The 24698-nt window shown below is 63.9% G+C and carries 24 protein-coding genes and 1 other RNA gene; 7 read left to right on the forward strand and 18 right to left on the reverse strand.

Annotated features, from left to right (window positions below; translation table 11 throughout):
- Positions 1-46 precede the first annotated feature (46 nt).
- The 4 genes from ffs to GEU01_RS01070 all read right to left on the reverse strand — a co-directional run bounded on the left by ffs (position 47) and on the right by GEU01_RS01070 (position 4272).
- Positions 47-141: signal recognition particle sRNA small type (ffs, locus tag GEU01_RS24110), an RNA gene on the reverse strand.
- A 72-nt stretch (positions 142-213) separates the two neighbouring features.
- Positions 214-1989, reverse strand: a complete 1776-nt coding sequence (ggt, locus tag GEU01_RS01060; protein WP_019084584.1) for a gamma-glutamyltransferase — start codon at positions 1987-1989, stop codon at positions 214-216.
- Positions 1990-2174: 185 nt separating this feature from the next.
- Positions 2175-2987 (reverse strand): type I methionyl aminopeptidase, encoded by an 813-nt coding sequence (gene map / locus GEU01_RS01065; protein WP_010506823.1) that lies wholly within the window; start codon positions 2985-2987, stop codon positions 2175-2177.
- A gap of 139 nt (positions 2988-3126) precedes the next feature.
- Complete coding sequence (locus GEU01_RS01070; protein ID WP_026018386.1) at positions 3127-4272, reverse strand: D-alanyl-D-alanine carboxypeptidase family protein; 1146 nt, start codon at positions 4270-4272, stop codon at positions 3127-3129.
- A 311-nt stretch (positions 4273-4583) separates the two neighbouring features.
- Here GEU01_RS01070 and clpS point away from each other — a divergent pair, with 311 nt between their 5' ends.
- The 3 genes from clpS (at position 4584) to GEU01_RS01085 (ending at position 7867) form a co-directional block, all read left to right on the forward strand.
- A complete protein-coding gene (clpS, locus tag GEU01_RS22175) occupies positions 4584-4964 on the forward strand; it encodes an ATP-dependent Clp protease adapter ClpS (RefSeq protein WP_026018387.1) in 381 nt (126 codons plus the stop codon).
- A 161-nt stretch (positions 4965-5125) separates the two neighbouring features.
- A complete protein-coding gene (gene clpA / locus GEU01_RS01080; protein ID WP_019084587.1) occupies positions 5126-7456 on the forward strand; it encodes an ATP-dependent Clp protease ATP-binding subunit ClpA in 2331 nt (776 codons plus the stop codon).
- Positions 7457-7543: 87 nt separating this feature from the next.
- Positions 7544-7867 (forward strand): YnfA family protein, encoded by a 324-nt coding sequence (locus tag GEU01_RS01085; RefSeq protein WP_010506832.1) that lies wholly within the window; start codon positions 7544-7546, stop codon positions 7865-7867.
- Between the two features lie 117 nt (positions 7868-7984).
- Here the strand turns inward: GEU01_RS01085 and GEU01_RS01090 are convergent, their stop codons facing one another.
- Genes GEU01_RS01090 through GEU01_RS01100 form a run of 3 tightly spaced genes read right to left on the reverse strand, consistent with a single transcriptional unit; the run spans position 7985 to position 10300 of the window.
- A complete protein-coding gene (locus GEU01_RS01090) occupies positions 7985-8554 on the reverse strand; it encodes a DUF3465 domain-containing protein (protein WP_019084588.1) in 570 nt (189 codons plus the stop codon).
- 55 nt (positions 8555-8609) lie between these two features.
- Positions 8610-9539, reverse strand: a complete 930-nt coding sequence (locus GEU01_RS01095; RefSeq protein WP_019084589.1) for a polyphosphate kinase 2 family protein — start codon at positions 9537-9539, stop codon at positions 8610-8612.
- 2 nt (positions 9540-9541) lie between these two features.
- Entirely contained in the window at positions 9542-10300 is a 759-nt protein-coding gene (locus GEU01_RS01100; protein ID WP_019084590.1) for an SDR family NAD(P)-dependent oxidoreductase, read from the reverse strand.
- A gap of 130 nt (positions 10301-10430) precedes the next feature.
- On the opposite strand from GEU01_RS01100, the gene GEU01_RS01105 reads away from it, so the two are divergent.
- The gene (locus GEU01_RS01105; RefSeq protein ID WP_010506839.1) at positions 10431-11015 is read left to right on the forward strand and encodes a YqgE/AlgH family protein; all 585 of its coding nucleotides are present in this window, start codon (positions 10431-10433) and stop codon (positions 11013-11015) included.
- Positions 11016-11036: 21 nt separating this feature from the next.
- Here the strand turns inward: GEU01_RS01105 and GEU01_RS01110 are convergent, their stop codons facing one another.
- The 7 genes from GEU01_RS01110 to GEU01_RS25615 all read right to left on the reverse strand — a co-directional run bounded on the left by GEU01_RS01110 (position 11037) and on the right by GEU01_RS25615 (position 18488).
- On the reverse strand, positions 11037-11912 hold the full coding sequence (locus tag GEU01_RS01110; protein WP_019084591.1) for a TIGR01459 family HAD-type hydrolase: 876 nt from the start codon (positions 11910-11912) through the stop codon (positions 11037-11039).
- Positions 11909-12985, reverse strand: coding sequence for a quinone-dependent dihydroorotate dehydrogenase (locus GEU01_RS01115; protein WP_010506842.1), 1077 nt, complete (start codon positions 12983-12985; stop codon positions 11909-11911). Before GEU01_RS01115 ends, GEU01_RS01110 begins: the two co-directional genes overlap by 4 nt.
- A gap of 44 nt (positions 12986-13029) precedes the next feature.
- Positions 13030-14238: an L-dopachrome tautomerase-related protein gene (locus GEU01_RS01120; RefSeq protein ID WP_019084593.1), complete on the reverse strand. Its 1209-nt coding sequence runs from the start codon at positions 14236-14238 to the stop codon at positions 13030-13032.
- A gap of 87 nt (positions 14239-14325) precedes the next feature.
- Positions 14326-15636 (reverse strand): cytochrome c, encoded by a 1311-nt coding sequence (locus GEU01_RS01125; protein ID WP_019084594.1) that lies wholly within the window; start codon positions 15634-15636, stop codon positions 14326-14328.
- A 29-nt stretch (positions 15637-15665) separates the two neighbouring features.
- Positions 15666-17453, reverse strand: coding sequence for a GMC family oxidoreductase (locus GEU01_RS01130; RefSeq protein ID WP_019084595.1), 1788 nt, complete (start codon positions 17451-17453; stop codon positions 15666-15668).
- A complete protein-coding gene (locus tag GEU01_RS01135) occupies positions 17450-18100 on the reverse strand; it encodes a gluconate 2-dehydrogenase subunit 3 family protein (protein WP_042710748.1) in 651 nt (216 codons plus the stop codon). Before GEU01_RS01135 ends, GEU01_RS01130 begins: the two co-directional genes overlap by 4 nt.
- Positions 18101-18260: 160 nt before the next feature.
- Complete coding sequence (locus GEU01_RS25615) at positions 18261-18488, reverse strand: hypothetical protein (protein ID WP_152927678.1); 228 nt, start codon at positions 18486-18488, stop codon at positions 18261-18263.
- Positions 18489-18499: 11 nt separating this feature from the next.
- Between GEU01_RS25615 and cbiB the strand changes: the two genes are divergently transcribed.
- Positions 18500-19588 (forward strand): adenosylcobinamide-phosphate synthase CbiB, encoded by a 1089-nt coding sequence (gene cbiB, locus GEU01_RS01140; protein WP_019084597.1) that lies wholly within the window; start codon positions 18500-18502, stop codon positions 19586-19588.
- A gap of 39 nt (positions 19589-19627) precedes the next feature.
- Here cbiB and GEU01_RS01145 read toward each other — a convergent pair whose 3' ends face one another.
- From GEU01_RS01145 to cobU, 3 genes are read right to left on the reverse strand one after another with little or no spacing between them, the layout of a single operon-like run.
- Positions 19628-21097, reverse strand: coding sequence for a cobyric acid synthase (locus GEU01_RS01145; protein WP_019084598.1), 1470 nt, complete (start codon positions 21095-21097; stop codon positions 19628-19630).
- Positions 21097-21705, reverse strand: coding sequence for a cob(I)yrinic acid a,c-diamide adenosyltransferase (gene cobO / locus GEU01_RS01150; protein WP_019084599.1), 609 nt, complete (start codon positions 21703-21705; stop codon positions 21097-21099). The genes GEU01_RS01145 and cobO overlap by 1 nt, the downstream gene beginning before the upstream one ends.
- On the reverse strand, positions 21702-22295 hold the full coding sequence (cobU, locus tag GEU01_RS01155) for a bifunctional adenosylcobinamide kinase/adenosylcobinamide-phosphate guanylyltransferase (protein WP_019084600.1): 594 nt from the start codon (positions 22293-22295) through the stop codon (positions 21702-21704). The genes cobO and cobU overlap by 4 nt, the downstream gene beginning before the upstream one ends.
- Between cobU and cobT the strand changes: the two genes are divergently transcribed.
- Together cobT and cobS are read left to right on the forward strand one after the other, a co-directional pair.
- Positions 22294-23322 carry a nicotinate-nucleotide--dimethylbenzimidazole phosphoribosyltransferase gene (cobT, locus tag GEU01_RS01160; RefSeq protein ID WP_019084601.1) on the forward strand — a complete coding sequence of 343 codons (1029 nt, stop codon included), beginning with the start codon at positions 22294-22296 and terminating at the stop codon, positions 23320-23322. The genes cobU and cobT overlap by 2 nt on opposite strands.
- Complete coding sequence (gene cobS, locus GEU01_RS01165; RefSeq protein ID WP_019084602.1) at positions 23319-24071, forward strand: adenosylcobinamide-GDP ribazoletransferase; 753 nt, start codon at positions 23319-23321, stop codon at positions 24069-24071. The genes cobT and cobS overlap by 4 nt, the downstream gene beginning before the upstream one ends.
- Here the strand turns inward: cobS and GEU01_RS24115 are convergent.
- Positions 23968-24624, reverse strand: coding sequence for a histidine phosphatase family protein (locus tag GEU01_RS24115; protein ID WP_010506859.1), 657 nt, complete (start codon positions 24622-24624; stop codon positions 23968-23970). The genes cobS and GEU01_RS24115 overlap by 104 nt on opposite strands.
- Positions 24625-24698 lie beyond the last annotated feature (74 nt).

Here is a 24698-nt window from a genome sequence, read left to right on the forward strand (position 1 = left end):
AGTGGCAACCGCGCCCAGGGCGCCATCGCGACATGGAAACTTTCGGGTGGAAGACCGGCCATAACCCGGACGAAACTCACTACGGCTGCTTCCTTCCGGACCTGACCAGGTTAGCAAGGTATCCGTCTACAACCGATCTCCCGAGCGGGTTCTAACACATACACCCGCCCCATGCACAAGGGGGCGTTGGAAAAAATCACACCCTTCGTCCACTTATTCCCCGACGGCGACACCGGACTGGTGGCGCATGTCCGCCCCGCCGTAATAACGCGCCTGCCCCACCTTCCCGATGCGCGGGCCACCGGACAGGATGCTTTCGGCCAGCCCCCATGGGGCGTGTTCTTCAATATGGTACCACTCACGCGTCAGGGTATGCGTCACGGCGGGCGACAGCGCGCCATGTTCCACCTGCACCACATCGGGCTGCCACTGTTCATGGATGCGTGGCAGGTCAACCGCCTGCTGCACATCCAGCCCGTAATCCACCATGCCGGTCAGGACCGACAGGATGATGGTGGGAATGCGCGAACCACCGGGACTGCCCAGCACCATGACCGGCTGCCCGTTGCGTGAGACGATGGTAGGCGCCATGGATGACAGTGGCGTCTTGCCCGGTGCGATGGCATTGGCGGCGCTGCCGACGATGCCGAACATGTTGGGTTCACCCGGACGGCTGGAAAAATCGTCCATCTCGTCATTCATCACGATGCCGGTCTTTCCCGCCACCACCCCGGCCCCGAACCAGCCATTCAGGGTATAGGTCACGGCAACGGCGGTCCCGTCCTGATCCGCGATGGAATAATGGGTGGTCTCTTCCTTCTCGCCCCCGGCTTCACCCGGGTGCAGGCTGGCGGAGGATACGGCATGGTTGAGCGGCAGGTACTGACGGACCTGCCGTGCATAGGCCGGGTCGGTCAGGTGGGAGACCGGGTTGGTCACGAAAGCCGGGTCGCCAAGGTTCTGCCGGTCGGCATAGGCATGGCGCATGGCCTCGACCTCACGCTGAACGCTGGCCGCCGTGTGCAGGCCAAGGGCATGCATGTCGTAGCCCGACAGGATGTTGAGCATTTCGCACAATGCGACACCACCGCCGCTGGGTGGCGGGGCCGTGTCGATATGATAGCCGCGATAGTCACAGGACATCGGCGCCATCATGCGCGTGTGGTAACTGGTGAAATCCTTTCGCGACAGGATACCACCGCCCTTCTGGCTGCTTCTGACGATTTCCCTTGCAATCGGGCCATCATAGAACGCCCGCGCGCCATCACGCGCGATCCGTTCCAGCGTCCGGGCCAGATCGGCCTGCACCAGCCGGTCGCCTGCCTCCAGCGGCGTGCCATCGGGGTGCAGGAAGATCGCGCGCGCATACGGGTCCCGCGCAAAGGCCGCGGTCATGGTATGCAGCAGTTCGACATCACTCTGTTTCAGGATGAACCCGTCACGCGCAAGGGCAATGGCGGGAGCCATGACATCGGCACGCGACAGCTTGCCCCAGCGGTCATGCACGTCCTCCATCCCCGCAACGGTGCCCGGCACCGCCACGGCCCGCCAGCCTGCGGTGGATGCCCCGGCGATGACATGGCCCGACGCATCCTGATACATCGTGGGGGTCGCGGCACCGGGCGCGTGTTCGCGGAAATCGACAAAGGTGACATGCCCGTCCGGCGTACGCAGGGTCATGAACCCGCCGCCACCGATATTTCCCGCCGCCGGATAAACCACAGCCATGGCGTACCCCACGGCAACGGCGGCATCCACCGCATTGCCACCATGCGCCAGGATGTCCGCGCCCACATGGGATGCAAGATCCTGCGCGCTGACCACCATCGCGTGCCGCCCGGGCACGGGGGCAAGGCCCACGGCCTGTCCCGTCCGGGTGGTTGCAAAGGCCAGCGGGTCGGCCACTGCGGCCTGCCCGGCATCCGGCATGCCGGTCACAAGGCAGGCAAGAAGGATCGCGCCATACCGCAGGTTACGGGAAAAAGGCATGTTGGCTCGCTCCGTTGCTGATTTCCGTTTCCCCTGCGTGTCAGGCAGCGGGCCTGTCCCTGAAGGCTGCCTGAACAGCCAGCCCCCGGGACATCCTTCAGTCATAAGAACTTCTGGGGGACGCTTTGTGCAGAAATCGTCAGGAAACGCCGTCTTTATTTAAAAAAGACGGCGCTTTAAAACGTTTATTTTCCATCAACTGGATAAGGCGGGCAGGTATAGCCCGCGGGTGACAGGGTAAAGACCTCGCACCCGTCCTCGGTCACGCCCAGCATATGCTCGAACTGGGCTGACAGGGAACGGTCGCGCGTAACGGCGGTCCATCCGTCTTCCAGGATCTTCACATCCGGACGCCCGGTGTTCAGCATTGGTTCGATGGTGAAGAACATGCCCGGACGCAGGACCAGTCCCTCACCAGGGCGGCCATAATGCAGCACGTTTGGCGGGGCATGGAAGGTACGCCCGATTCCATGGCCACAGAAATCCTGCACCACCGAAAAACGGCGTGCTTCGGCATAGGTCTGGATAACATGCCCGATATCACCCAGCGTCGCGCCCGGACGCACCGCATCAATGGACAGCATGAGGGATTCGTACGTCGCCTCGATCAGCTTCTGGGCCTTTATGGGTATCTTGCCGACCGTGTACATGCGGCTGGTATCACCAAACCAGCCATCCAGGATAACGGTCACATCGATATTCAGGATGTCACCATCCTTCAGTTCCCGATCACCGGGAATGCCATGGCAGACGACATGGTTGATCGAAATGCAGCTGGAGGCCGGATACCCCCGGTAACCCAGTGTGGCCGGCACCGCGTCATTGGCGATCATGAAATCGTGGATCAGCCTGTCCAGTGCGCCCGTGGTGACCCCGGCGCGCACATGCGGCGTGATCATGTCCAGCGTCCGTGCGGCAAGCTGGCCTGCGGCACGCATTCCGGCAAAATCCTCGGGGGAGTGGATCTGCACCCCGCCGCCGCGCATATCGCCTTCCATGGCGTTATCCTTTCCTGTGTTCGTCACATGACCACCCGCCCGCAGTCATGAACGGGACGACAGGAACACGCCTGACCCGCATGCCAGCCGCGCCGGATGGATAATGTCATGCCTTCTATACAGCGCCCGGAACGCGCTGTCAGCTTCGCGCCTTCGCACGGGCATGCGTGGCATGGGCGACATGCCCCATGCCAACCAGGTGCACACGCGCATGCACGGTCGCGGGATGGACATGCACGACCGTGCCATGCCCCCGGCGGATGCGGGTGTAGGATGCGGGAATCGAGGGGGCCTCGGCCACCTCATCAGGCTGCACGGGGTTCAGCCGCATGGAAGCAAGGCTTACGCCATGCGCGCCATGCCGCCCCGCCACGGTGCCACCCCCCGCACGTGCCAGCAGCAGCGGACGCGTGGCGGGACGGGCAGCGGGTGTCGGGGCGACCGGGGCGATCCCCTTTGCCTCGAAACCGTTATCCAGCAGGGCGGTCATGGTGGCGTTGCGGCGGTTGTTGGATTTCGCCCCCATCACCACGCCGATCAGGCGTACGTTATCGCGCACGGCGGAGGTGACGAGGTTATGCCCCGCCACGGCGGTATAACCGGTCTTCAGCCCGTCCGCGCCGGGATAGGCGCCCAGCATCGGGTCATGGTTGGGGACTTCATGCCCATGGAAATAGAAGCCGGGCACCGCGAAATAATGATAGTACTCGCCGTAATCCACGATCAGGTGACGCGCCAGCACCGCAAGGTCGCGCGCCGATGTCATCTGTTCGGGATTCGGCAGGCCGGAGGCATTGCGGAACACGGTGTCATACATGCCAAGACGCCCGGCCTCACGCGTCATCATCGCGGCAAAACGGGTTTCATCCCCGCCACCCAGGAATTCACCCAGCGCGCAGGCGGCGTCGTTGGCTGATTTGGTGACCAGCGCCAGCACCGCCTGTTCCACCGTCAGGGTGCTGCCCGGCCGCAACCCCAGCTTGGATGGTTCCATGGAGGCGGCATGTATCGAAACCGGCATGGGCTGGTCCAGCGTGACCTGACCCGTACGCACGGCCTTGAAAGCAAGGTACAGAGTCATAAGTTTTGTCAGGCTGGCAGGATAACGCCGCAGGTCGGGATCCTGCTGTGACAGGACGGCACCGGTGCGGGCGTCCAGCACGATGGCGCTGACCTGCCCTACATACTGGGCACGGGCGGCATGCATGCCGCCGATGCCGACACACAGCCCGACAGTTGCGGTTACCTTCAGGCGGGAAAGACGGGACATGGGAATACGGCTCATGGAATGGTGAAACCTGCGCGTGCGATGACAATCATACGGCTTCCGAGCACACGGGTATTACCCGGCGCCCCTCCATCCATTCATGGGTTGCTTGGCTGCAACCATTCTAAAAGAAAGGTTTTCTATTCGTCCAGAGCGTATTTCCATGCCCGCCGATTGTGGCGGACAGAAGGCCCGGGACCGGGATTGCAAAAAAATCCTTGTATCCATGTCGCGCCACCCCTTCCAACTGACGGCAAAGTTCCAATATGGTACCTGTCATGTCTGCTATTGCTCGCCCTTCCCTGTTCCGCCCCGTGTCGTCGCCCGAAATGGGCGGCACGTATCCGCACGGACATGGTGGCAACACGCCACCACGCCGCAACGGTGGGCAGGATTCCCCCCCCGGCAATGATGACGGCATGATTGACGTTGTCATCCGCACCCGCCCGCAGACCCGCAAGCCGGCGATGTACAAGGTGCTGCTGCTGAACGATGACTACACCCCGATGGAATTCGTGGTGCATGTGCTGGAACGCTTTTTCCAGAAAAACCGCGAGGAGGCGACGGACATCATGCTGCACGTTCACAAACGTGGCGTCGGCGTGTGCGGGGTCTTTACGTATGAGGTTGCGGAAACCAAAGTAACAAAGGTGATGGATCTGGCACGCCAGAACCAGCACCCGCTGCAATGCACCATCGAGAAGGACTGACCCCACGGACAAGCGCATCTTACCGCCCCCGTCGCGATCCGATCGCGTTCCATGGCATTTTGTGCTGGCATTTCCACTACAACGGGGCAAGGATTGTCCTGACCTACCGGTTATGATCTCCGGGGCCCGGGTGGCCCCTCTTGGAAAAGGAGCGTCTCGGCATGTTGTCACGTAATCTTGAACAGACGCTTCACCGTGCGCTGACACTGGCTGGCGACCGCCGGCACGAATACGCAACGCTTGAACACCTCCTCCTCGCCCTGATCGATGATCCGGACGCCGTGACGGTATTCCGCGCCTGCGGGGTTGACCTGACCAAGCTGCGCACCGACCTGACCGACTTCCTTGACAAGGACCTCGCGGGGCTGGCCGCCGACCGTACCGTTGATCCCAAGCCCACTGCCGCCTTCCAGCGCGTGATCCAGCGTGCCGCGATCCATGTGCAGTCCACCGGGCGGGACGAGGTGACGGGGGCGAACGTGCTGGTCGCCCTGTTCGCCGAACGCGAAAGCCACGCCGTCTATTTCCTGCAGCTGCAGGACATGACGCGGCTGGATGCGGTCAACTTCATCTCCCACGGAATCGCCAAGGCGCCTGATCGCTCCACGCGCCGGCCTGTTGCCGGTAGCGCGCCCGAAGGCGGTGAAAGCGAGGAACGCGGCAAGACCGGGCAGAAAAGCCAGGATGCGCTGTCCACCTACTGCACCAACCTCAATGAGAAGGCGCAGGAAGGCAAGGTTGATCCGCTGATCGGCCGCGACTCCGAAATCGAGCGCACGATCCAGATCCTGTGCCGCCGCACCAAGAACAACCCGCTGTATGTGGGCGACCCCGGCGTGGGCAAGACCGCCATTGCCGAAGGGCTGGCCAAGCGGATTGTCGAGGGCGACGTGCCTGAAGTGCTGCTCAATTCCACGATCTACTCGCTGGACATGGGCGCGCTGCTGGCGGGCACCCGCTACCGTGGTGATTTCGAGGAACGGCTGAAGGCGGTCGTGACCGAACTGGACAACAACCCCGGCTCCATCCTGTTCATTGACGAAATCCATACCGTCATTGGCGCGGGCGCCACGTCGGGCGGGGCCATGGACGCGTCCAACCTGCTCAAGCCCGCGCTGGCTGCTGGCACGCTGCGCTGCATGGGTTCGACCACGTACAAGGAATACCGCCAGCACTTTGAAAAGGATCGCGCGCTGGTGCGCCGGTTCCAGAAGATCGATGTGGCGGAACCCTCGGTCGATGACGCGGTCAAGATCCTGCGTGGCCTGAAGGTCAATTACGAAAAGCACCACAAGGTGCGTTACACCGATGATGCGATCAAGGGCGCGGTGGAACTGTCGGCCAAGTACATCCATGACCGCAAGCTGCCGGACAAGGCCATCGACGTGATCGACGAAGTCGGTGCATCGCGCATGCTGGTGCCTGAAAACCGCCGCCGCAAGACGGTCACGCTGAAGGATGTGGAAGATATCGTCGCCAAGATCGCGCGCATCCCGCCCAAGAGCGTATCGTCCGACGACAAGGAAACGCTGCGTTCGCTGGAGCGTGACCTCAAGGGCATGGTCTACGGGCAGGACAAGGCGATCGAGGCCCTGACGGCCGCGATCAAGCTGTCGCGCGCCGGACTGCGTGACCCGGAAAAGCCGATTGGCAACTACCTGTTCTCCGGCCCCACGGGTGTTGGCAAGACGGAAGTGGCCAAGCAGCTTGCCAGCACGCTGGGGATCGAACTGATCCGTTTCGACATGTCGGAATACATGGAACGGCATTCGATCTCGCGCCTGATCGGTGCGCCGCCGGGCTATGTCGGCTTTGACCAGGGTGGCCTGCTGACCGACGCCATCGACCAGCACCCGCACGCGGTCCTGCTGCTTGATGAAATCGAGAAGGCGCATCAGGACCTGTACAACGTCCTGCTGCAGGTGATGGACCATGGACGGCTGACCGACCATAACGGCAAGACGGTCGATTTCCGTAACGTGGTCCTGATCATGACCACCAACGCGGGCGCCGCCGACCTGAGCAAGGAAGCGATCGGCTTTGGCCGCACGTCCCGCGAAGGCGAGGACGAGGATGCGATCAAGCGCCTGTTCACGCCGGAGTTCCGTAACCGGCTGGATGCGATCATCCCGTTTGCCAACCTGTCGCCGCATGTGGTTGACCGGGTGGTGGAGAAGTTCATCTTCCAGCTGGAAGCCCAGCTGGCGGACCGTAACGTGATGATCGAGATTTCGTCCGCAGCACGCGAATGGCTGGCGGAACGGGGTTACGACCGCCTGTATGGCGCCCGCCAGCTGGGCCGTGTCATTCAGGAATACATCAAGAAGCCACTGGCGGAAGAACTGCTGTTCGGCAAGCTGACCAAGGGAGGCGTGGCCAAGATCACGCTCAAGGATGGCAAGCTGGACTTTGAATACATCTCGCAGGCGGAAAACCCGTCCACCGAAGGGGATGAAGGCGACAGCACCCGGGAAGAAGAAGCCGCCGACTGATAAAGCCCTTGTGGCGACATCCTGAAACTGACAGGGACCAGAAATGGTCCCTGTTTTTTTTGTACCCCTGCCCCCGAAAGGAACCCCATGCTGACGGCCGCCATTTATATTCCCGCCGCATTCGCGGAAATCTGCGGGTGTTTCTGTTTCTGGGCATGGATGCGTCTGGGGCGTTCGGCACTGGTACTGGTGCCGGGCTGCCTGTCGCTGGTGCTGTTTGCATGGCTGCTGACATTCAGTCCGGCCGATAACGCGGGCCGGGCCTATGCCATCTATGGGGGGGTCTATATTGCCGCCAGCCTGATCTGGTCATGGCTGGTGGAAAAGCTGCCACCTGATCGCTGGGATATCGGCGGGGCCGCGATCTGCATTGTTGGCGCCGCCATCATCCTGCTGGCCCCGCGCGGCTGAATGATGCGCCGATAAAGGTAAAAGTTTTTGGTGCAGCTTTTTCAAAAAAGCTTCAGGGAACACCGTCTTTAAAAAAAGGCGGCACCCAAAAACTTCTCCAACATCTCAAACAGTCCCTTACTGATAACGCGTGCCATTGACCGTCACATATCCCGCCACAGGCCACGTACGACCGGTGCCGTGATGGGTCCAGTCAATGCCCTGGCTACGGGCGTTGTCGTAATAATACCGGCCCAGCACATCCGCCTGATCCCCCTTCGCCACCCACGGCCATGCGGGTGCGGACATACGATCCAGATCGGACACGATGCGGATGGACACGCCGTTGCCGACATCAACATAGAAATAGCCATGCAGGCCGCTGCGGGTCCGTTTTGACGCGGATACCGCGATCACGCGGCCACAGACATGTTCGACACGATCTGGCTGGTCGCCCTGCCTGCCTTCCGCCGCTTCGACATCGGCAAGGAATTTGCGGTCATCGCAGGTTTCCGGCACGGGACTGGCAATGGCCTGGGTCTGCGCATTGTCCTTCTCACTGCCGGACTGCTGGTATTCTTCCCCGGCCTGTCCCCGCCTGTGGTGATGATGGCGACGCGCCTCGGCCGGTACCATCAGTGCGCCCTGCACCGCCAGGACTGCCGCCAGTCCCATCACCCCACGTATATGCCAGCGCGTTGCCGCCATGACTGTTCTCCATTCACACAAGATCACAATCTTTTGCGGGGTGTGGGCACGCACGTCAATGAACGGCGTGATGGGGGGCCTTTGGTGCCTCCGCTTCAAGCTGTTTGCGGGCCTTTTCCATTTCCGCCGCCATGGCGGGATCGGATGCCGGCATTTTCAGGTGCAGTTTTTCCAGCGCGTCAATAATAGCCTCGATCACTACCAGACGCTCAAACCACTTCTGGTCGGCGGGCACGACAAACCATGGTGCATCGGGGTGGGCGGTGCGACGGATCGCTTCTTCATACGCGCTTTGGTAATCATCCCAGTACTGCCGTTCATGGATGTCGGCTGGCGAGAATTTCCAGTTCTTGGCGCGATGGTCGATCCGGCGCAGGAAGCGCTTTCGCTGCTCCTCCTTTGACAGATGCAGGAAGAACTTCAGCACGATCGTGCCCTGACGCGCCATGTACTGTTCGAAATGGCTGATATCCTGATAACGGTCCCGCCAGAATGTCGGCTTCCTGCGCAGGGAGGCGGGCAGGCATTCATGATCCAGCAGTTCGGGATGTACGCGGGTGACCAGTACTTCCTCATAATGGCTGCGGTTGAAAATGCCGATGCGGCCCGCCGCGGGCGCCGCCAGATGTTCCCGCCACAGGTAACCATGCGACAGTTCAACCGGGCCGGGCTGCTTGAACGACGTAACACTGACACCCTGCGGGTTGATGCCGGACATGACATGCTTGATCACGCCATCCTTGCCCCCCGCATCCAGCGCCTGCAGCACGACCAGCACGGACCATGTGCCATTGGCGTACAGCACCGACTGCAATTGCGACAGGCGGCCGATGCGTTCCTTCAGCAACTGCTTGCCGGTTTTCTTGTCCAGTCCGCAGGCTTCCGCCGCCCGCGTGGGACAGGACGCCAGGGAGAAATCATGTCCGTTGCGCACGCAGAACTGGCGCGCCAGCCTGTTACTCATATCCTTGGTCTTGCGGGCCATGATCAGTCCTTCATCCCCCGCGCCACCGCAAGCCCGCCCGCCGCCTGACAGACCGGCATCATCTCGATTTCATTGATGTTGACATGACGCGGCAGCGACAGGACCCAGGCCACCGTCTCGGCAATGTCGGTCGGCAGCAGCGGCTTCGTGCCTTCATACACCGCCGCCGCCTTTGCATCGTCACGCAGGCGCACCTGACTGAACTCGCTCCCCCCGCACAGGCCGGGCTCAAGGTTCGTCACGCGCACATTATGGCCCAGCAGATCGCAGCGCAGGTTGCGCGTGAACTGCCTGACAAACGCCTTGGTCGCGCCATACACATTGCCGCCCGTATAGGGGTAGGTGCCAGCCGTGCTGCCCAGGGTGACGACATGCCCGCGGTCACGCGCCACCATGCCGGGCAGCAGCACACGGGTCAGTTCGACCATGCCGGTCACGTTGGTGGAAATCATGGTCTGCCAGTTGGCGATATCCGCGTCCTGCGCCTTTTCCATGCCCAGCGCCAGCCCGGCATTGTTGACCAGCACGTCCACATCGCGCCATCCCTCCGGCAGGCTGCCCGGCAGGGCCGCGATGGCAGCGGCATCATCCATGTCCAGCCGGAAGGGCAGCAGGTCCGGCCCCAGTTCCGCCGCCAGGGCGTCAAGGCGTTCCTGCCTGCGGCCGGTGGCGATGACACGGTATCCATCATGCACAAGACGGTGGGCAATCGCCTTGCCGAATCCGGCTGTGGCACCGGTTACCAATGCGGTCTGCTTCATGGTCGGTCTCCTTCCTGCATGTAACGGCAAGCCTTGCATATTGCAGGACATCCGTCATTGAGAACAATCACACCACGGATCACGCCTGAAATGGTTGCAAAGGAGGACAAATCCGGTTCTATGGTGGTGTATGGCTTCCTTTGCGACAACTCCAGGCTGCAGCCTGACGGGTCACCTGCTTGTGGCCACCCCTGCCCTGACTGATCCCGCTTTCGCGCGCAGTGTCATCTATCTGTGCGCCCATTCGCCCGAGGACGGGGCCATGGGCCTGGTCGTCAACCGTCGCCTGTCCCAGCCTGTCCTTGATGATGTGCTGGAACAGCTTGGTATCGCCCCCGTCCCCCCGCGTCGCCGCATCAACCTGTGCGCGGGCGGACCGATGGATAACGGGCGGGGATTCGTGCTGCATACATCGGACTGGAGCGGTGACGGCAGCCTGCCGGTGGACCGCACCACCACGCTTACGGCCAGCCTGGACGTGCTGCGTGACATAGCCGACGGCAATGGCCCCGCCCATGCGCTGCTGGCCATGGGCCATGCCAGTTGGGAAGCGGGACAGCTTGAAGAAGAAATGCTGCACCATGATGCATGGATCGCGGCCCCGGCCACAGAAAAGATCGTATTCGGGGCCGATCACAACGCCAAGTGGCGGCAGGCGCTGGCCAGCGTGCACATTGACCCCGCGTGGTACAGTTCCGCCACCGGCCACGCCTGAACGCAGGCGCGGACCGGCCGCTTACCAGCGCAGGGAGGGCACGCAGGCCACCGGCGCAAGCCCGGCGGCCGTGGCTTCTTCCACCGCAAGATCGTAATCCGGGTTACGCCCCTGCGCCCAGCTGCCACCCAGCATTTCCTGATGGATGCCGCCCAGTACCCAGCAGCCGTCAATCCCGACAGTCGCCGCGCCACGCATGTCGGTCGCCAGCGCATCCCCCAATGCCAGCACCCGGTCGCGTGGTACATCCAGCAGTGACAGCGCCAGCCCGTACACTTCGGGATAGGGCTTGCCGATCCAGCGCACGTCACGGCCATGTTCCGCATACCAGCCCGCCATGGCCCCGGCACAGATCAGGCGCTGCGTGCCCCGGATGACCTGCTGGTCCGGGTTGGCGCAGATCATGGGCAGCCCGTGCACGGCGCAGCGTTCCAGCAGCGGCAGGTAGGGGGCGATGTCTTCTTCCCCCAGTTCGGCATCAGGCCCGGTATTGAGTACGAAATCCGCATGGGCCGGGTCGGTGACCACATCAAGGTCCAGCCCGGCATAGACATCCACGTCCTTTTCCGGCCCCAGATGGATCATGCGTCGCCCCAGTGCGGCAAACCACGGGTCATCGCGGCTGGACAGCATGCGGTGGGTGCATTCGCCACTGGTCATGATGGCGTCATACAGGTCGGCGCTGACGCCCATGCGGCGCAGGTTTGGCTCCACCGTTGCGGTCCGGCGTGGCGCGTTGGACAGCAGCACGACACGACGGCCCGCCTCACGCAGCCGCTGCAGGCATTCCAGAACACCAGGATAGGGCTGCACCCCATTATGCACCACACCCCACAGGTCGAGGATGTAGCCGTCATAATCATCGTTCAGCGTGGACAGCCCGTCATGCCATTTCATTTGAGTGCGGTCCCCCTGGCGTCGGCCAGCGTCTCGAACCCTTCGGCGCGCAGTGCGCGCAGGGTTTCGGCCTTCAGGCGCGCAATGATGCCCGGCCCTTCGTAAACATAGGACGTGTATATCTGCACAAGGTCGGCGCCCGCACGCACCCGGTCCACGATATCCGCCCCGGTTTCGATCCCGCCACAGGCCACCAGCGCCACGCGGCCAGCCGCCACCTGCGCCACACGGGTCAGCATGTCCTGCGCCAGCGTGCGCAGTGGCCGACCGGACAGGCCACCAGCCTCATCGGCATACGGGCTGCGCAGCCCCGCCGGGCGGGAAATGGTGGTGTTGGAGACAATCAGCCCCTGCGCGCCACCGGCAATCGCGGCCTCGACCACGGCCGCCACGTCATCATGCGCGATGTCGGGTGATATCTTGACCAGCAGTGGCGGCCGTTCGGGGTGGGCGGCGTTGATGGCGTCCAGGATGCCCTTCAGCCGCGTGGCCTCCAGCAGGTCACGCAGGCCCGGCGTGTTGGGTGACGACAGGTTGATGACGATGTAGTCGGCATAATGCTTAACGCGCCCGACCAGCATGGGATAATCACGTTCGGGGTCCGCCCCGGTCTTGTTGATGCCAAGGTTCGCACCTACCGGCACCTGCGCGCCCGGCGTGCGGCGCGGGGATGACACGCGGTGCAGGCGGGCCATGCGCACGGCAAAGCGGTCGATGCCCTGATTGTTGAAGCCCATGCGGTTGATGATGGCGCGGTCTTCCGTCAGCCGGAACAGGCGCGGCTGCGGGTTGCCGGGCTGCGGGCGCGGGGTCACGGTCCCGGCTTCGACAAAACCGAAGCCCGAACGCGCCAGCGGGCGCACGACCAGTGCATTCTTGTCAAACCCCGCCGCCATGCCGATGGGGTTGGGAAACCGCAGGCCCATGGCCCGCACCGACAGCGCCGGGTCATCTTTCCCCGGGCACGATACCCCGCCCAGCCCAAGCTGCAGGGCATCAAGGGCGACACGATGGGCGGTCTCGGGTTCCAGACGCCGCATGAGCGGCAGGATCATACGCGACATAATATTCATGGCTGCGATTGTTGCCGCAATTCAGCGTCGGGGGAAAGGGGCAACTAACCGTGTGCGGGCTTTGTCGCGTCCACGGGCATGGGCGCATCGGTGGGAAAGCGGATCAGGTAATAGGGCGGCACCCGCAGGTCATGCCCGCCATTCAGTCCACCCAGCCGGTTCCACTGTCCCAGCGTGCAGTAAACCATGTCGCCATCAACGAATATTCCGTCGGGCGAAAGGATACGCGGGTCATGCACCATGGTGTCGAACGTCCCGTCGGCATTGCGACGGAAGATGGCGTCATGTTCGAAATTGGTGGTGTAGATCCGCCCCCTTGCATCACTGGCCAGGCCATCGGCCACGCCTTTTTCCCCCAGGTCACGGATCCCGGCGGCAAGCTGCGCGTCGGTCCTGGAAAAATCAGCCAGAAGGCTGGTGGGAATGCTGTACAGCCGCCTGCTGGTCAGGGGGCTGTAATACAGCGTGGTGCTGTCGGGTGACAGGGTAATGCCATCCACACCGCCCCAGACAAAGGCGGGCGGGTGCTGTGGGGGATCGAATACCAGCGGCCGTCCCTCCACCACCGCCATGAAGGGGCGCTCCGCCTGAATGGAGGGATGATCGGCCAGCACCCGGCGCTGCCGTCCTGTCGCGATATCCACCACCACAAGGGCGGGTGACAGGCCGAAGGAGGAATCAGTCACATAAACCGTGCCCTGCGCCCCATGCGTCAGATCCACCCGCAGGTCATTCATGTGGCTGTCCGGCAGCAGGGTTGGCGCGCGCAGGATGATGCTGGCGAATATCCGGTCCGTTTCCGGGTCGATCCCGATCACCTTCGCCGCACCCGGCGCCAGTGGCTGCCCCGCCAGCTTGCCATCATCAATGGCCCATAACCGGCCCCGCGCATCGGTTGTCATGCCGTGCACGGACATGAGGCGGTTGGCGGGAACCTGATCGGACGGCATGCTGTGCGCGGCATCGGGATAGGGATACAGCTTCCCGTCCTTCAGCTCCGCCAGGGTCGCCCCGTGGTGATTGACCGCATGGCGCGGAAAGCCCACGAATACGCGCCCATGCGTCACCGCAATCCCCGATGGGCCGGGACCATCAAACCGGGCAACGATTTCAAACGGGCCGGACGACGCCACGCCGTGGTCGCGGTTGGTGGTGTCATGCGCCGGTTCCGCCGCATGCGCGACACCTGCCATGCCAATGGCCAGTGGCAGGATGGCGCGGAACAGGTCACGCCTGTGCATGGACATGGTCATCGTCTCCCCCCGGTGCCGGATATCAGGCCATTCATGCAAGTCCGGGGAACAAGGGCAACCGAACCCGTCCCCGCGCATGGTTCACAATCAGTTCATGGGCACGGATACGGGCGGGTGTTCGGGCGACAGTGTGCGCCGTATCCGCGCGACATCCGTAACCGTTACGGCAGGCGCGTCATTACCCCATGCCGCGCGGATGAAGGTGACGGTATCCGCAACGGTACTGTCATCCATGCGCGCGGCGAACCCGGGCATGACAAAGGCGGAGGGCGCCTGCCGCGTGGCGCGCAGGGTATTTCCCTCCAGCACGATGCGGATCAGGGAATCGGGCTTGGGGTCCATGACCACCGGATTGCCCGCCAGTGGCGGGAACGTGGTGGGATAGCCATGGCCGTCGGTGCGGTGGCAGGCCGCACAACTGTCGACATAGGCGCGCGCCCCCCGGGCGGAGACATCACCCGCGTGCAGGGCGTCGGTCACTGCCGGGTCATAGGTCCAGCCCCGCGCCAGCGCCGGTGCCGCGGGAGAGATGGTCTTGAGGTACCGCGCGATCGCCAGGCGGTCCTCATCCGTCATGTGCTGCGTGCCATGGCCGATGGCATCCGTCATGCCACCAAAGGCAGCCCCCAGTGGCATGCGCCCGGTGGCCAGGAAACGCACGATGTCCTGTTCATTCCACCGTCCCAGCCCGGTGCGGTTTTCCCCGCGCAGGCTGACGGGACGCCAGCCATCCACTGCGTCCCCCCCCGACAGGTACAGCGGTCCGTCCTCCGCCGTCAGGGCCTTTTCCTGCATGGTCAGGGCGCGCGGCGTATGGCATGCGCCGCAATGTCCCGGCCCTTCGACCAGATAGCTGCCACGGGCGACCAGCGGGTCGGCAAAGGTGCGACGGTCCATGTCTTGCCGCACGGCCTTCGGGTCGGGGGCATACAGCATGCGCCAGATGGAAAGCGGCCAGCGCATGGACATCGGCCATGACATGCCATCCTGCGCCACCACATGCACGACGGGTTTCACGCCCTGCATGAAATAGACATACAGCACATGCACGTCCTCATCCGTCAGGCGTGCATAGGATGGATAGGGCATGGCCGGGTACAGCGTCGTCCCGTCGCGCCGGATGCCCCGGCGCAGGGCACGACTGAACTCGGCTTCGGAATACTGGCCAATGCCGGTCTGCCGGTCCGGCGTGATGTTGGGCGCGTACAGCGTGCCGGTCGGCAGGTGGAAGGCCATGCCCCCGGCAAATGGCGCTTCACCGGGCACGCTGTGGCAGGCCGCGCAATCGGCTGCGCGGGCCACGTATTCCCCGCGCGCAATCACATCATCCCGCGCCGGTTCCTGCGCGCGTGCGGACGGCCCGCACACCGTCACCGCAAGTATTGCACTGGCCAGCATGCAGAACCGGCCTGCCCATGCCACGGCCCTCATCCCGCCAGCGGCCCGGGATGGGACAGGTAGGTCGTGCGGATATGGTGGGCGGCCCAGTACGCCAGCGCCGCGACCATGCCCGTGGGGTTGTACCCCGTTCCCTGCGGAAAGGCATTCGCCCCGATCACGAACACATTATGCACATCCCATGACTGCAGGTAGCGGTTGAGCGCGCTGGTCCCGGGGTCGTTGCCCATCACCGCCCCCCCACCCAGATGGGTGGTCTGGTACTGTCTTGTATCGAACGGCTTGCCGAATTCGCGTTTTGTCAGGTTGACACGCCGCGCGCCCATGGCCTTCGCCACATCGCCGATCCTGTCCACCACATAGCGGTTCATGCGGATGTCATTGTCTTTCCAGTCAAACGTCATGCGCAGCAGCGGCTGTCCGTAGGCATCCTTCCATGTCGGATCGAGGTCGAGATACACGTCCCGATAGGCCATGTTCGCCCCATGCGCATCAATCCGCAGGGAATGGCGGTAGGTGTCGATCACGCCCGCCTTCCACGCACTGCCCCAGCGCGGCGTGCCCGGCGGCCCGCCGGAACGGGCGGCGGCAATGGCCTTCACGCCTGCCTGGTTCACCCAGACCGGCGATCCCCCCACGAAACCCAGCGGTCCATGGTCGAAGTTTTCGCTGTTGAAATCATCAAACGCGACACCGCCGCCGCCAGCGCCGATATACTGGTTCGTATCAATGCTGCGGTCGAGCCAGACATTGCTGGTCGTCACGTTCTGGTAGACGAAATTGCGCCCCACCACCCCTTCGTTGTGTACGGGATCATAAGGTCTGCCGATGCCCGACAGCAGCATGAGCCGGACATTATGGAACTGGAACGCCGTCAGGATCACCATTTCCGCAGGCTGGGTCACAACCCTGCCGTCGGGGTCGGTATAGGTCACGCCGGTCGCGCGCCTGCCATCCGCATCCAGTTCGACCTTCAGCACATGGCAGCCTGCGCGCAGTTCAAACAGCGGATGCCGCCGCAGCACCGGCAGGATGTTCACGTTGGGCGATGCCTTGGAATACATGTAGCAGGCATACCCGCTGCAATAACCGCAGAAATTGCACGGGCCCATCTGCGCGCCATACGGGTTGATGTACTGTCGCGATGCATTGGCCGCAGGCAGGGAATAGGGGTGGAAGCCCACTTCCTCCGCCGCCTTGCGGAACAGGTGGGCGGTATAGACATCCTTCAGCGCGGGTAGCGGGAAATGGTCCGAGCGTGAGGGAGAGAACACATTTCCCTTCCCCACAACCTGTCCCTTGACCATGTACGCTTCGCCCGATGTGCCAAATACCTTTTCCGCCTTGTCGAAAAAGGGTTCCAGTTCCTCGTAACTGACGCCGTAATCCTGAAGGTTCATCCCTTCGGGAATGAATTTGGCGCCGTATTTCTCGATCACGCGCGTGCGCAGGCGCAGATCATCGGGTGGCATGCGGAAATGCACGCCCGACCAGTGCAGGCCCGCGCCCCCCACGCCCTCACCGGGCAGGAAGGCGGCCATGCGGCGATAGGGCAGCGCCGTCTGCTGGCTGTTGTTGCGGATGGTGACGGTGTTTTTCGACAGGTCCTGGAACAGTTTATAGCGGAAATTGGCTTCCAGTTCGTCGATCGAGGCGGGATAGGCCCCATCTGCCGCCGTGCTACGGTACGGCCCGCGTTCCAGCATGACGACCGACCGCCCGGCCTCGGTCATTTCCTTGGCCATGATCGACCCGGCCCAGCCACCGCCCACGATCACCACGTCAACCGGGTGCAGCCTGCGTGCGTCGTCGCTCATGCCGTTTCCCCCGAGATGGAGACACTGCCCAGCGGGTAATGCGCGCCGTAGCGGTCCACCCAGTCCATGAAATCCGCCCGCGCACCGGGAAAGCCCAGCATGGTCCAGCCCCCAAGGCCGGTATTGCCGCCATGTACGGGATCCGAAAACGCGCCTTCCATCACATTGGCCAGCAACTGGTCAAAGAACACAGTGGATGGCATGTCGCCAAAGATCATGCTGCCATTTTCAGCACCATGCAGCAGATCGTCCTGCAATGCGGGCGCAAGCCCGGCGAACGGCCTGCCATGGCGGGTGGCGGCGTGCGCGTTCATGCCCGCGATCCCGCGCCGGTACAGGTCACGCGGGGCGTAGGGCAACTGGTAGCCAAGGTTGTCCGGCCCCTGCACGAAGGGCCCCTGCATGTACCACTGCGCGCCAGAGGCGTAGGGGGTACCCATCTGCATGTCGATGAAACGGGGTACATCCAGCGCCAGTGCGCCGGGGCCGTTTTCATCGGCCGGGATCAGGCGGTCACACGCGGCGATCAGGAACGCCCATTCGGCAGGGGTGAAAAAACGCGGGGCATAGGGCGTGGGCCGACTGGTATGGCCCGGGGGGGAGGCAAGAACCGTACTGCATGCGGTAACCCCTGCCAGTCCCTGCATGAACTGCCGCCGCGACGAAGTGAACCGTAAACCACTGATACCCAAAAATGCCTACCCGTTTGTCATGTCTCTCTTGATCCGAATGCTCACTATATCCGTGAGGTATGGATAAATGCCTAGTCCATTTTTCCGACATATTTATTAATGCAAGAAATATTGATCACGGCATAACGGGTGGCGAGTAAACTTTTCCACATTCCGCCAGTCCGCTCCGCAATGACGGCGGCATCCCGGCATTCCCGGTTTGATCGGTTGCAGATCGCATCAATTTTCCAGGGATGTTTTTCAGCAAAATTTCAGCGAAACGCCGTCTCTTTGAAAAAAGGCAGCACCCGGAAGAACTTTTATTATTTTCATCAACAGGATATTGCCAGATACGCCCTGACATGACGCGCGCCCTTGACCCGTTACGGGGCGCACCATATCCACGCGGGCATGCGCCCTGCCCTTTTCATGCTGCGAAATCTTGGCACCACCTGCATCGCGTCAGTGACCGACATGGCCGTGGGTTACCCGCAGGCGCTGGTGCGCCGTGTCGGACATCCGGTCATGTGGACCGGGGGACTGATCGGCATGCTGGACAGGCGTCTCAATACGCCAGACGCCACCCCGGCACGACGCCGGGCCAACGGTTTTGTGGCCAGCGTGCTGATTGTATCGGTGCCCACGGCAACTGCCATACTGGTGGATCGTGCCATCCACCGCATCCTCCCACAGTGGCTGGCGCTGCCACTGACGGCGGTGCTGGCCAGTTCCCTTGTGGCCCAGCGTTCGCTGCATGACCATGTCAAAGCCGTGGCGCTACAGGCGCAGGACAGCCTGCCCGCCGCCCGGCGCGCAGTCTCCCACATTGTCGGCCGCGACCCTGAACAACTGGATGAGGCAGGCGTACTACGCGCCGCGACCGAGACGCTGGCCGAAAACTTTTCAGACGGCATCGTGGCCCCCCTGCTGTGGATGGCGGTGGGCGGCCTGCCGGGCGCGGTCTTCTACAAATCGGTCAATACGGCGGACAGCATGATCGGCCACCGCACGCCCCGGCATGAAGCCTTTGGCTATGCGGCGGCGAAGCTGGATGATCTGGTCAACCTGCCTGCGTCCCGGCTGTCGGCACTGTGGATCATCCTTGCCGCCCTGACCCTGAAGGGCATGCATGCGCGGGACGCCGTGCGCATCCTGCGGCGCGACGCCCGTCACCATCGTTCCCCCAATGCCGGGTGGCCGGAGGCTGCGATGGCGGGCGCGCTGGGCGTACGCCTGTCCGGTCCCCGCGCCTATAACGGTGTCAGCGTGGCGGAACCGTGGGTGGGGGATGGCCGGTCCGGACTGCTTCCTGCCGACCTGCACCGTGCCCTTGCGCTGTACCGTCGCGCCTGCCTGATCCAGACACTGGCGGGTGTGACAGCCACGGCCCTGCTGGCCCGGATTTCAGCAATGACATCCAGACAGACAAAGCGATGGGTCACTGCAGACCGCTTCCCGCGATGATGATGCGCGCCCCGCGTGATCGGGATGGCGACGGACGTTTCAGCCCCGTACCGGGCGCGCCATGGCCAGCAGGCCGTCGATATCGAGATGCGTTTCCAGATGATCGGCAAGCGCATCCAGCGCCGCGTCCACCGTCGCGTCATGGTCATGCCCGTCCGACCGGCCACCCAGCCGCGCCAGCAATGCCGCCCGCGCCCCGCCATCGGCCAGCAGGCCATGCACATAGGTACCCCATATCCGGCCCGACGGACTGACCGCGCCATCATACCGATTGCCCAGGTCAATCAGGGGACGCGCATCATGATCGGGACCGGTGGTGCGGCCGATATGCATTTCATATCCGCGCATGGCGGCCCCTTCGGGCAACAGGTGACCGGCTACATCCTCCAGTCGCTTGCTGCCTTCCAGCACCGTGGCGACATCCAGCAGCCCAAGGCCGTCCACGGTGCATGGCGCGCCCTCGATCCCCATCGGGTCGGCAATGCTGCGCCCCAGCATCTGGTAGCCACCGCATATGCCCATGACATGCCCGCCACGCCGCACATGGGCATGGAGGTCGATATCCCACCCTTCATCCCGCAACGCCGCGAGGTCGCCGATGGTCGCCTTCGCCCCGGGCAGGATCACAAGGTCACAGGGCGGCAGCACCTGTCCCCGCCGCACCATGGTCAGGCTGACCGCGTCTTCCGCCGCAAGCGGGTCGAGGTCATCAAAATTGGCGATCATGGGCAGACAGGGCACGGCAATGCGCACGCCCTGCGTCCCACTGCCGCGACCGGCGCGCAGGTCGGCGGCATCTTCCGCCGGCAGGTCACGCACGCGGTCAAGAAAGGGCACAAGCCCCACGGCCCGCCAGCCGGTCATGTCGGCAATCGCCGTCATCCCGGCATCAAACAGGGATGGATCGCCGCGCATGCGATTGACGATAAAACCCTTTATGCGCCGCGCGTCCGCATCGGCCACGACCGCCTGCGTGCCGACAAGGCTGGCGATCACGCCGCCCCGGTCAATATCCCCCACCAGCACGACATCAACGTCCGCCGCCTGCGCAAAGCCCATGTTGGCGATATCATCGGCCCGCAGGTTGACCTCCGACGCGGACCCCGCCCCTTCGACCAGCACGATGTCCGCCTGACCGGCAAGGGTATGGAAACTGTCCAGCACCTCGGGCATCAGGCCGCGCTTGAAGGACTGGAAATCGCGTGCACGTACCTGCCCGCGCATGCGCCCGCGCACCACAAGCTGCGATCCGGTCATGCCCTGCGGCTTGAGCAGCACGGGATTCATGTCCACCGACAGCGCCACCCCGCAGGCCCGCGCCTGCAGCGCCTGCGCGCGCCCGATTTCGCCTCCATCCGCTGTAACGGCGGCATTGTTGGACATGTTCTGCGGCTTGAACGGACGCACGCGCAGGCCACGGCGCGTCAGCGCGCGGCACAACCCCGCCACCAGCACCGACTTGCCCACGCTGGACCCGGTGCCCTGGAACATGAGTGCGCGCGGGGCCATCAGAATTCGATCCCGGCCTGCGCCTTGACCCCGTTTTTGAAATGATGGGCGACCTGCGTCATTTCGGTCACCAGATCGGCGGCCTCGATCATGGCGGGGCGGGCGTTGCGGCCCGTCACGACGACATGCTGCATGGCGGGCCGGGCGGCGATATCGGCCAGTACCTCATCAACCGGCAGGTAGTCATACCGCAACGCGATATTGAGTTCGTCCAGTATCACCATCGCCACGTCCGCACGTCTCATGGCTGCGCGCGCCTGATCCCATGCCGCACGGCAGTTGGCGATATCGCGGGTGCGGTCCTGCGTGTTCCATGTAAAGCCTTCGCCCAGCGCATGCCATTCCACCTGGTCGCCAAAGCGTTCCAGCGCCTTGCGCTCCCCCGTGTTCCACGCCCCCTTGATGAACTGGACCACCACGATGCGCCCGCCATGGGCCAGCGTGCGCAACGCCATGCCAAAGGCGGCGGTGGACTTGCCTTTGCCTGCGCCGGTATGCACCGCCAGCAATCCCTTCTCGATGGATTTTCTGCTGACTTCACGGTCCTGCACGGCCTTGCGCCTGGCCATTTTTTCACGGTGACGGATTTCTTCGGGGGTAAGGGTCATTTCATCTCCATCGGCAGGCCAGCCACTACAAAAACCACGCGCGCGACATCCCGCGCAACAGACTGGTGCAGCCAGCCTGCCTCATCACGGAAGCGACGCGCCAGCGCATTATCGGGCACGATGCCCTGACCCACCTCGTTTGACACCAGCACGGTCGGACCCGCGCGACGCCCCAGGGCGGCCAGCAGCGCCCGCGTGGCAGCGGCAATATCATGTTCGCCCAGCATGAGGTTGGTCAGCCACAGCGTCAGGCAGTCCACCAGAACGGGCGATGTCCCGGCAGCGTCAAGGGCCACGGGCAGATCCAGCGGTTCCTCGACCGTATGCCAGCCTGCCCCCCGCCGCGCGCGGTGATGGGCCACGCGCTCGGTCATTTCCCCGTCATGGGGCTGGCAGGTGGCAAGGTAGGTCCATGGCGCGGGCCATTGGGGGAACAGGTTTTCGGCAAAACGGCTCTTGCCCGACCGTGCGCCCCCCAGCACGAAAATGCAGCCCTGCATGCCGGACATCGTATCGGATTGGGCCGCCATCTTCATTTTATCCTCCGCCATCTTGCATCCGGGCGCATAAGACCACACAACGCTGCCCATGCCATCCCGTCTTTCCTTTCCATGCGACATGGCCGCGCTGCGCCAGCTATGTCGTGACCTGCCGCCGCCCGACATGGGGGCGGATGCCGCCATAACCGGGCATGACAGCCAGTTGACCAAGCCACCGGGCAGCCTGGGACGGCTGGAGGAACTGGCCCGCTGGGCCGGACAGTGGCAGCATACCGACCGCCCCCGCGCCGAACGGGTGGATATCATCGTCTTTGCCGGCAACCACGGCGTGACAGCGCAGGGCGTGACACCGTGGCCCGTTGACGTCACGCGCCAGATGGTCGCAAATTTCCGCAATGGCGGGGCCGCCATCAACCAGATCGCCCGCGTAAGCGGCGCATGCCTGCATGTGGTTGAGGTCGAGGACCTGCGCCCCACCGCCGACATGACCCATGCCCCGGCCATGGACGAGGCGACATTCCTGCGCGCGCTGGCCGCCGGCATGCGGGCCGTGCGGCCGGATACGGACCTGCTGTGCCTGGGGGAAATGGGCATTGGCAACACGACCCCCGCCGCTGCCCTCTGTGCCGCCCTGTTTGGCGGCGGGGGCGCAAAATGGGCGGGACGCGGCACTGGTCTGGATGACGCCGGGGTGCGGCACAAGGCGGCGGTGATCGACCGCGCACTGCACCACCACGGCATGCACCTGACCGATCCGCTGGCTATTGCGCGTTGCCTTGGCGGGCATGAGCTGGCGGCGATCATGGGGGCGGTCATCGCCGCGCGTTACGGGAACATTCCCGTTCTGCTGGACGGGTTCATCTGCACGGCGGCGGCAAGCCCGCTGGCGCTGCTGCACCCCCACGGGCTGGCGCATACCCGCCTGTCCCACTGTTCGGCCGAAGGGGGACATGCCCACCTGGCGGCAGCACTCGGCCTGTCCCCCCTGCTGGAACTGGGACTGCGGCTGGGGGAAGGGTCCGGCGCGGGGCTGGCCATTCCTCTTGTCCGTTCCGCCATCGCCTGCCTGTGCGGCATGGCGACGTTCGCACAGGCGCGGGTCAGCGAAAAGGCATGACCATCATGGGCCGCCTGCGTGCCGACCTTGTCTGCGGGATCGGGCTGCTGACCCGCCTGCCGGTGGGGGGACTGGCGCGGGACGACCCGCCCTATTCCATGACGCGCAGCATCTGGTGCTGGCCGCTGGTCGGCGCGGGGGTGGGGGCATGCGGCGGCCTGCTTTATGCGGGGCTGCTATGGATGGGCATCGCGCCCCTGCCTGCTGCGGGGTGGAGTGTCGGCATGCTGCTGCTGGCCTGTGGCGGACTGCATGAAGACGGGCTGGCGGACATGGCCGATGGTTGTGGCGGAGGGCAAGACAGGGCGCGCAAGCTGGAAATCATGCGTGACAGCCGGGTGGGCAGTTATGGGGTGATGGCGCTGGTCATTGCGCTGCTGGTGCGGGTTACGGCACTGGCCGCCATGCCGGGGGCCGTGGCTGTCATGGCCATGCCGGTGGCTGGTGCGCTGGCACGCGCATCCATGGTGGTGGTGCTGTGGCGCCTGCCGCCCGCGCGCGGTGACGGGCTGGCCAGTTCCATGGCGCGCCTGCCGGGTCAGGCGCTGGCAGCCTGCATGGTTCTGGCCGCCGCAAGCGCGGTCGTACTGCTGCCCCCTGCCCGTGCGGTCCCCGCCTGCGCCGTCGCGATCATGGCGGCCCTTGTCATGTGCCGGTTCGCACGACAGCAGGTTGGCGGCCAAACCGGAGACGTTCTTGGTGCAACGGCAGTTGTGACGGAATGTGCGATTCTGGCTGCCCTGTCCTGATGCCGGGTGGCCCCTGTTCGATCACCCGCACCGAACCCATGGGCGGCGACGGGGCCAGCAGGCTACCGGGCATGCCATGGACCATCCCCTGCATGAGGCGCAGCGGCCCCCCATGGGTCAGCACGGCGCAGGACTGGCCATACTGCTGCATATCATTCCAGAACTGCCGGACACGGGCGCGCAGGTCGCGACCGCTTTCGCCACCCGGGGGGGTGAAATCACTAACATCGGCCGCCCATGCATCAAGCGCGGTACGTGAAATGTGAGTCCATGGACGACCTTCCCATTCGCCAAAGCTGATTTCACGCAGACGTGAATCCACCTTCAGTTCCAGGTTCATGAACTCCGCCACCCGTTCCGCCACCATCTGGCAGCGCCGGGCCGGTGAAGAGAACAGAATCCTGCATCCCACCCCCTGCATGACGGTGCGCAAACCATCGGCCATGCGCTCCCATCCATCCGCCAGGGCAACGTCCCGCTGGCCGTAACACAGGCCTTCCGCCCCGATGACCGCGGGATGGCGCGCCAGCACAATTGCAAAACGGTCAGTCATCCGCTCCTGCCTTCCAATCTGTCCTTCTGAACATCCGCGAAGTTCGTGAACATCGCCATAAGTCGGATAAGGGG

The organism is Komagataeibacter europaeus LMG 18890, assembly GCF_000285295.1.
Lineage (GTDB): Bacteria > Pseudomonadota > Alphaproteobacteria > Acetobacterales > Acetobacteraceae > Komagataeibacter > Komagataeibacter europaeus.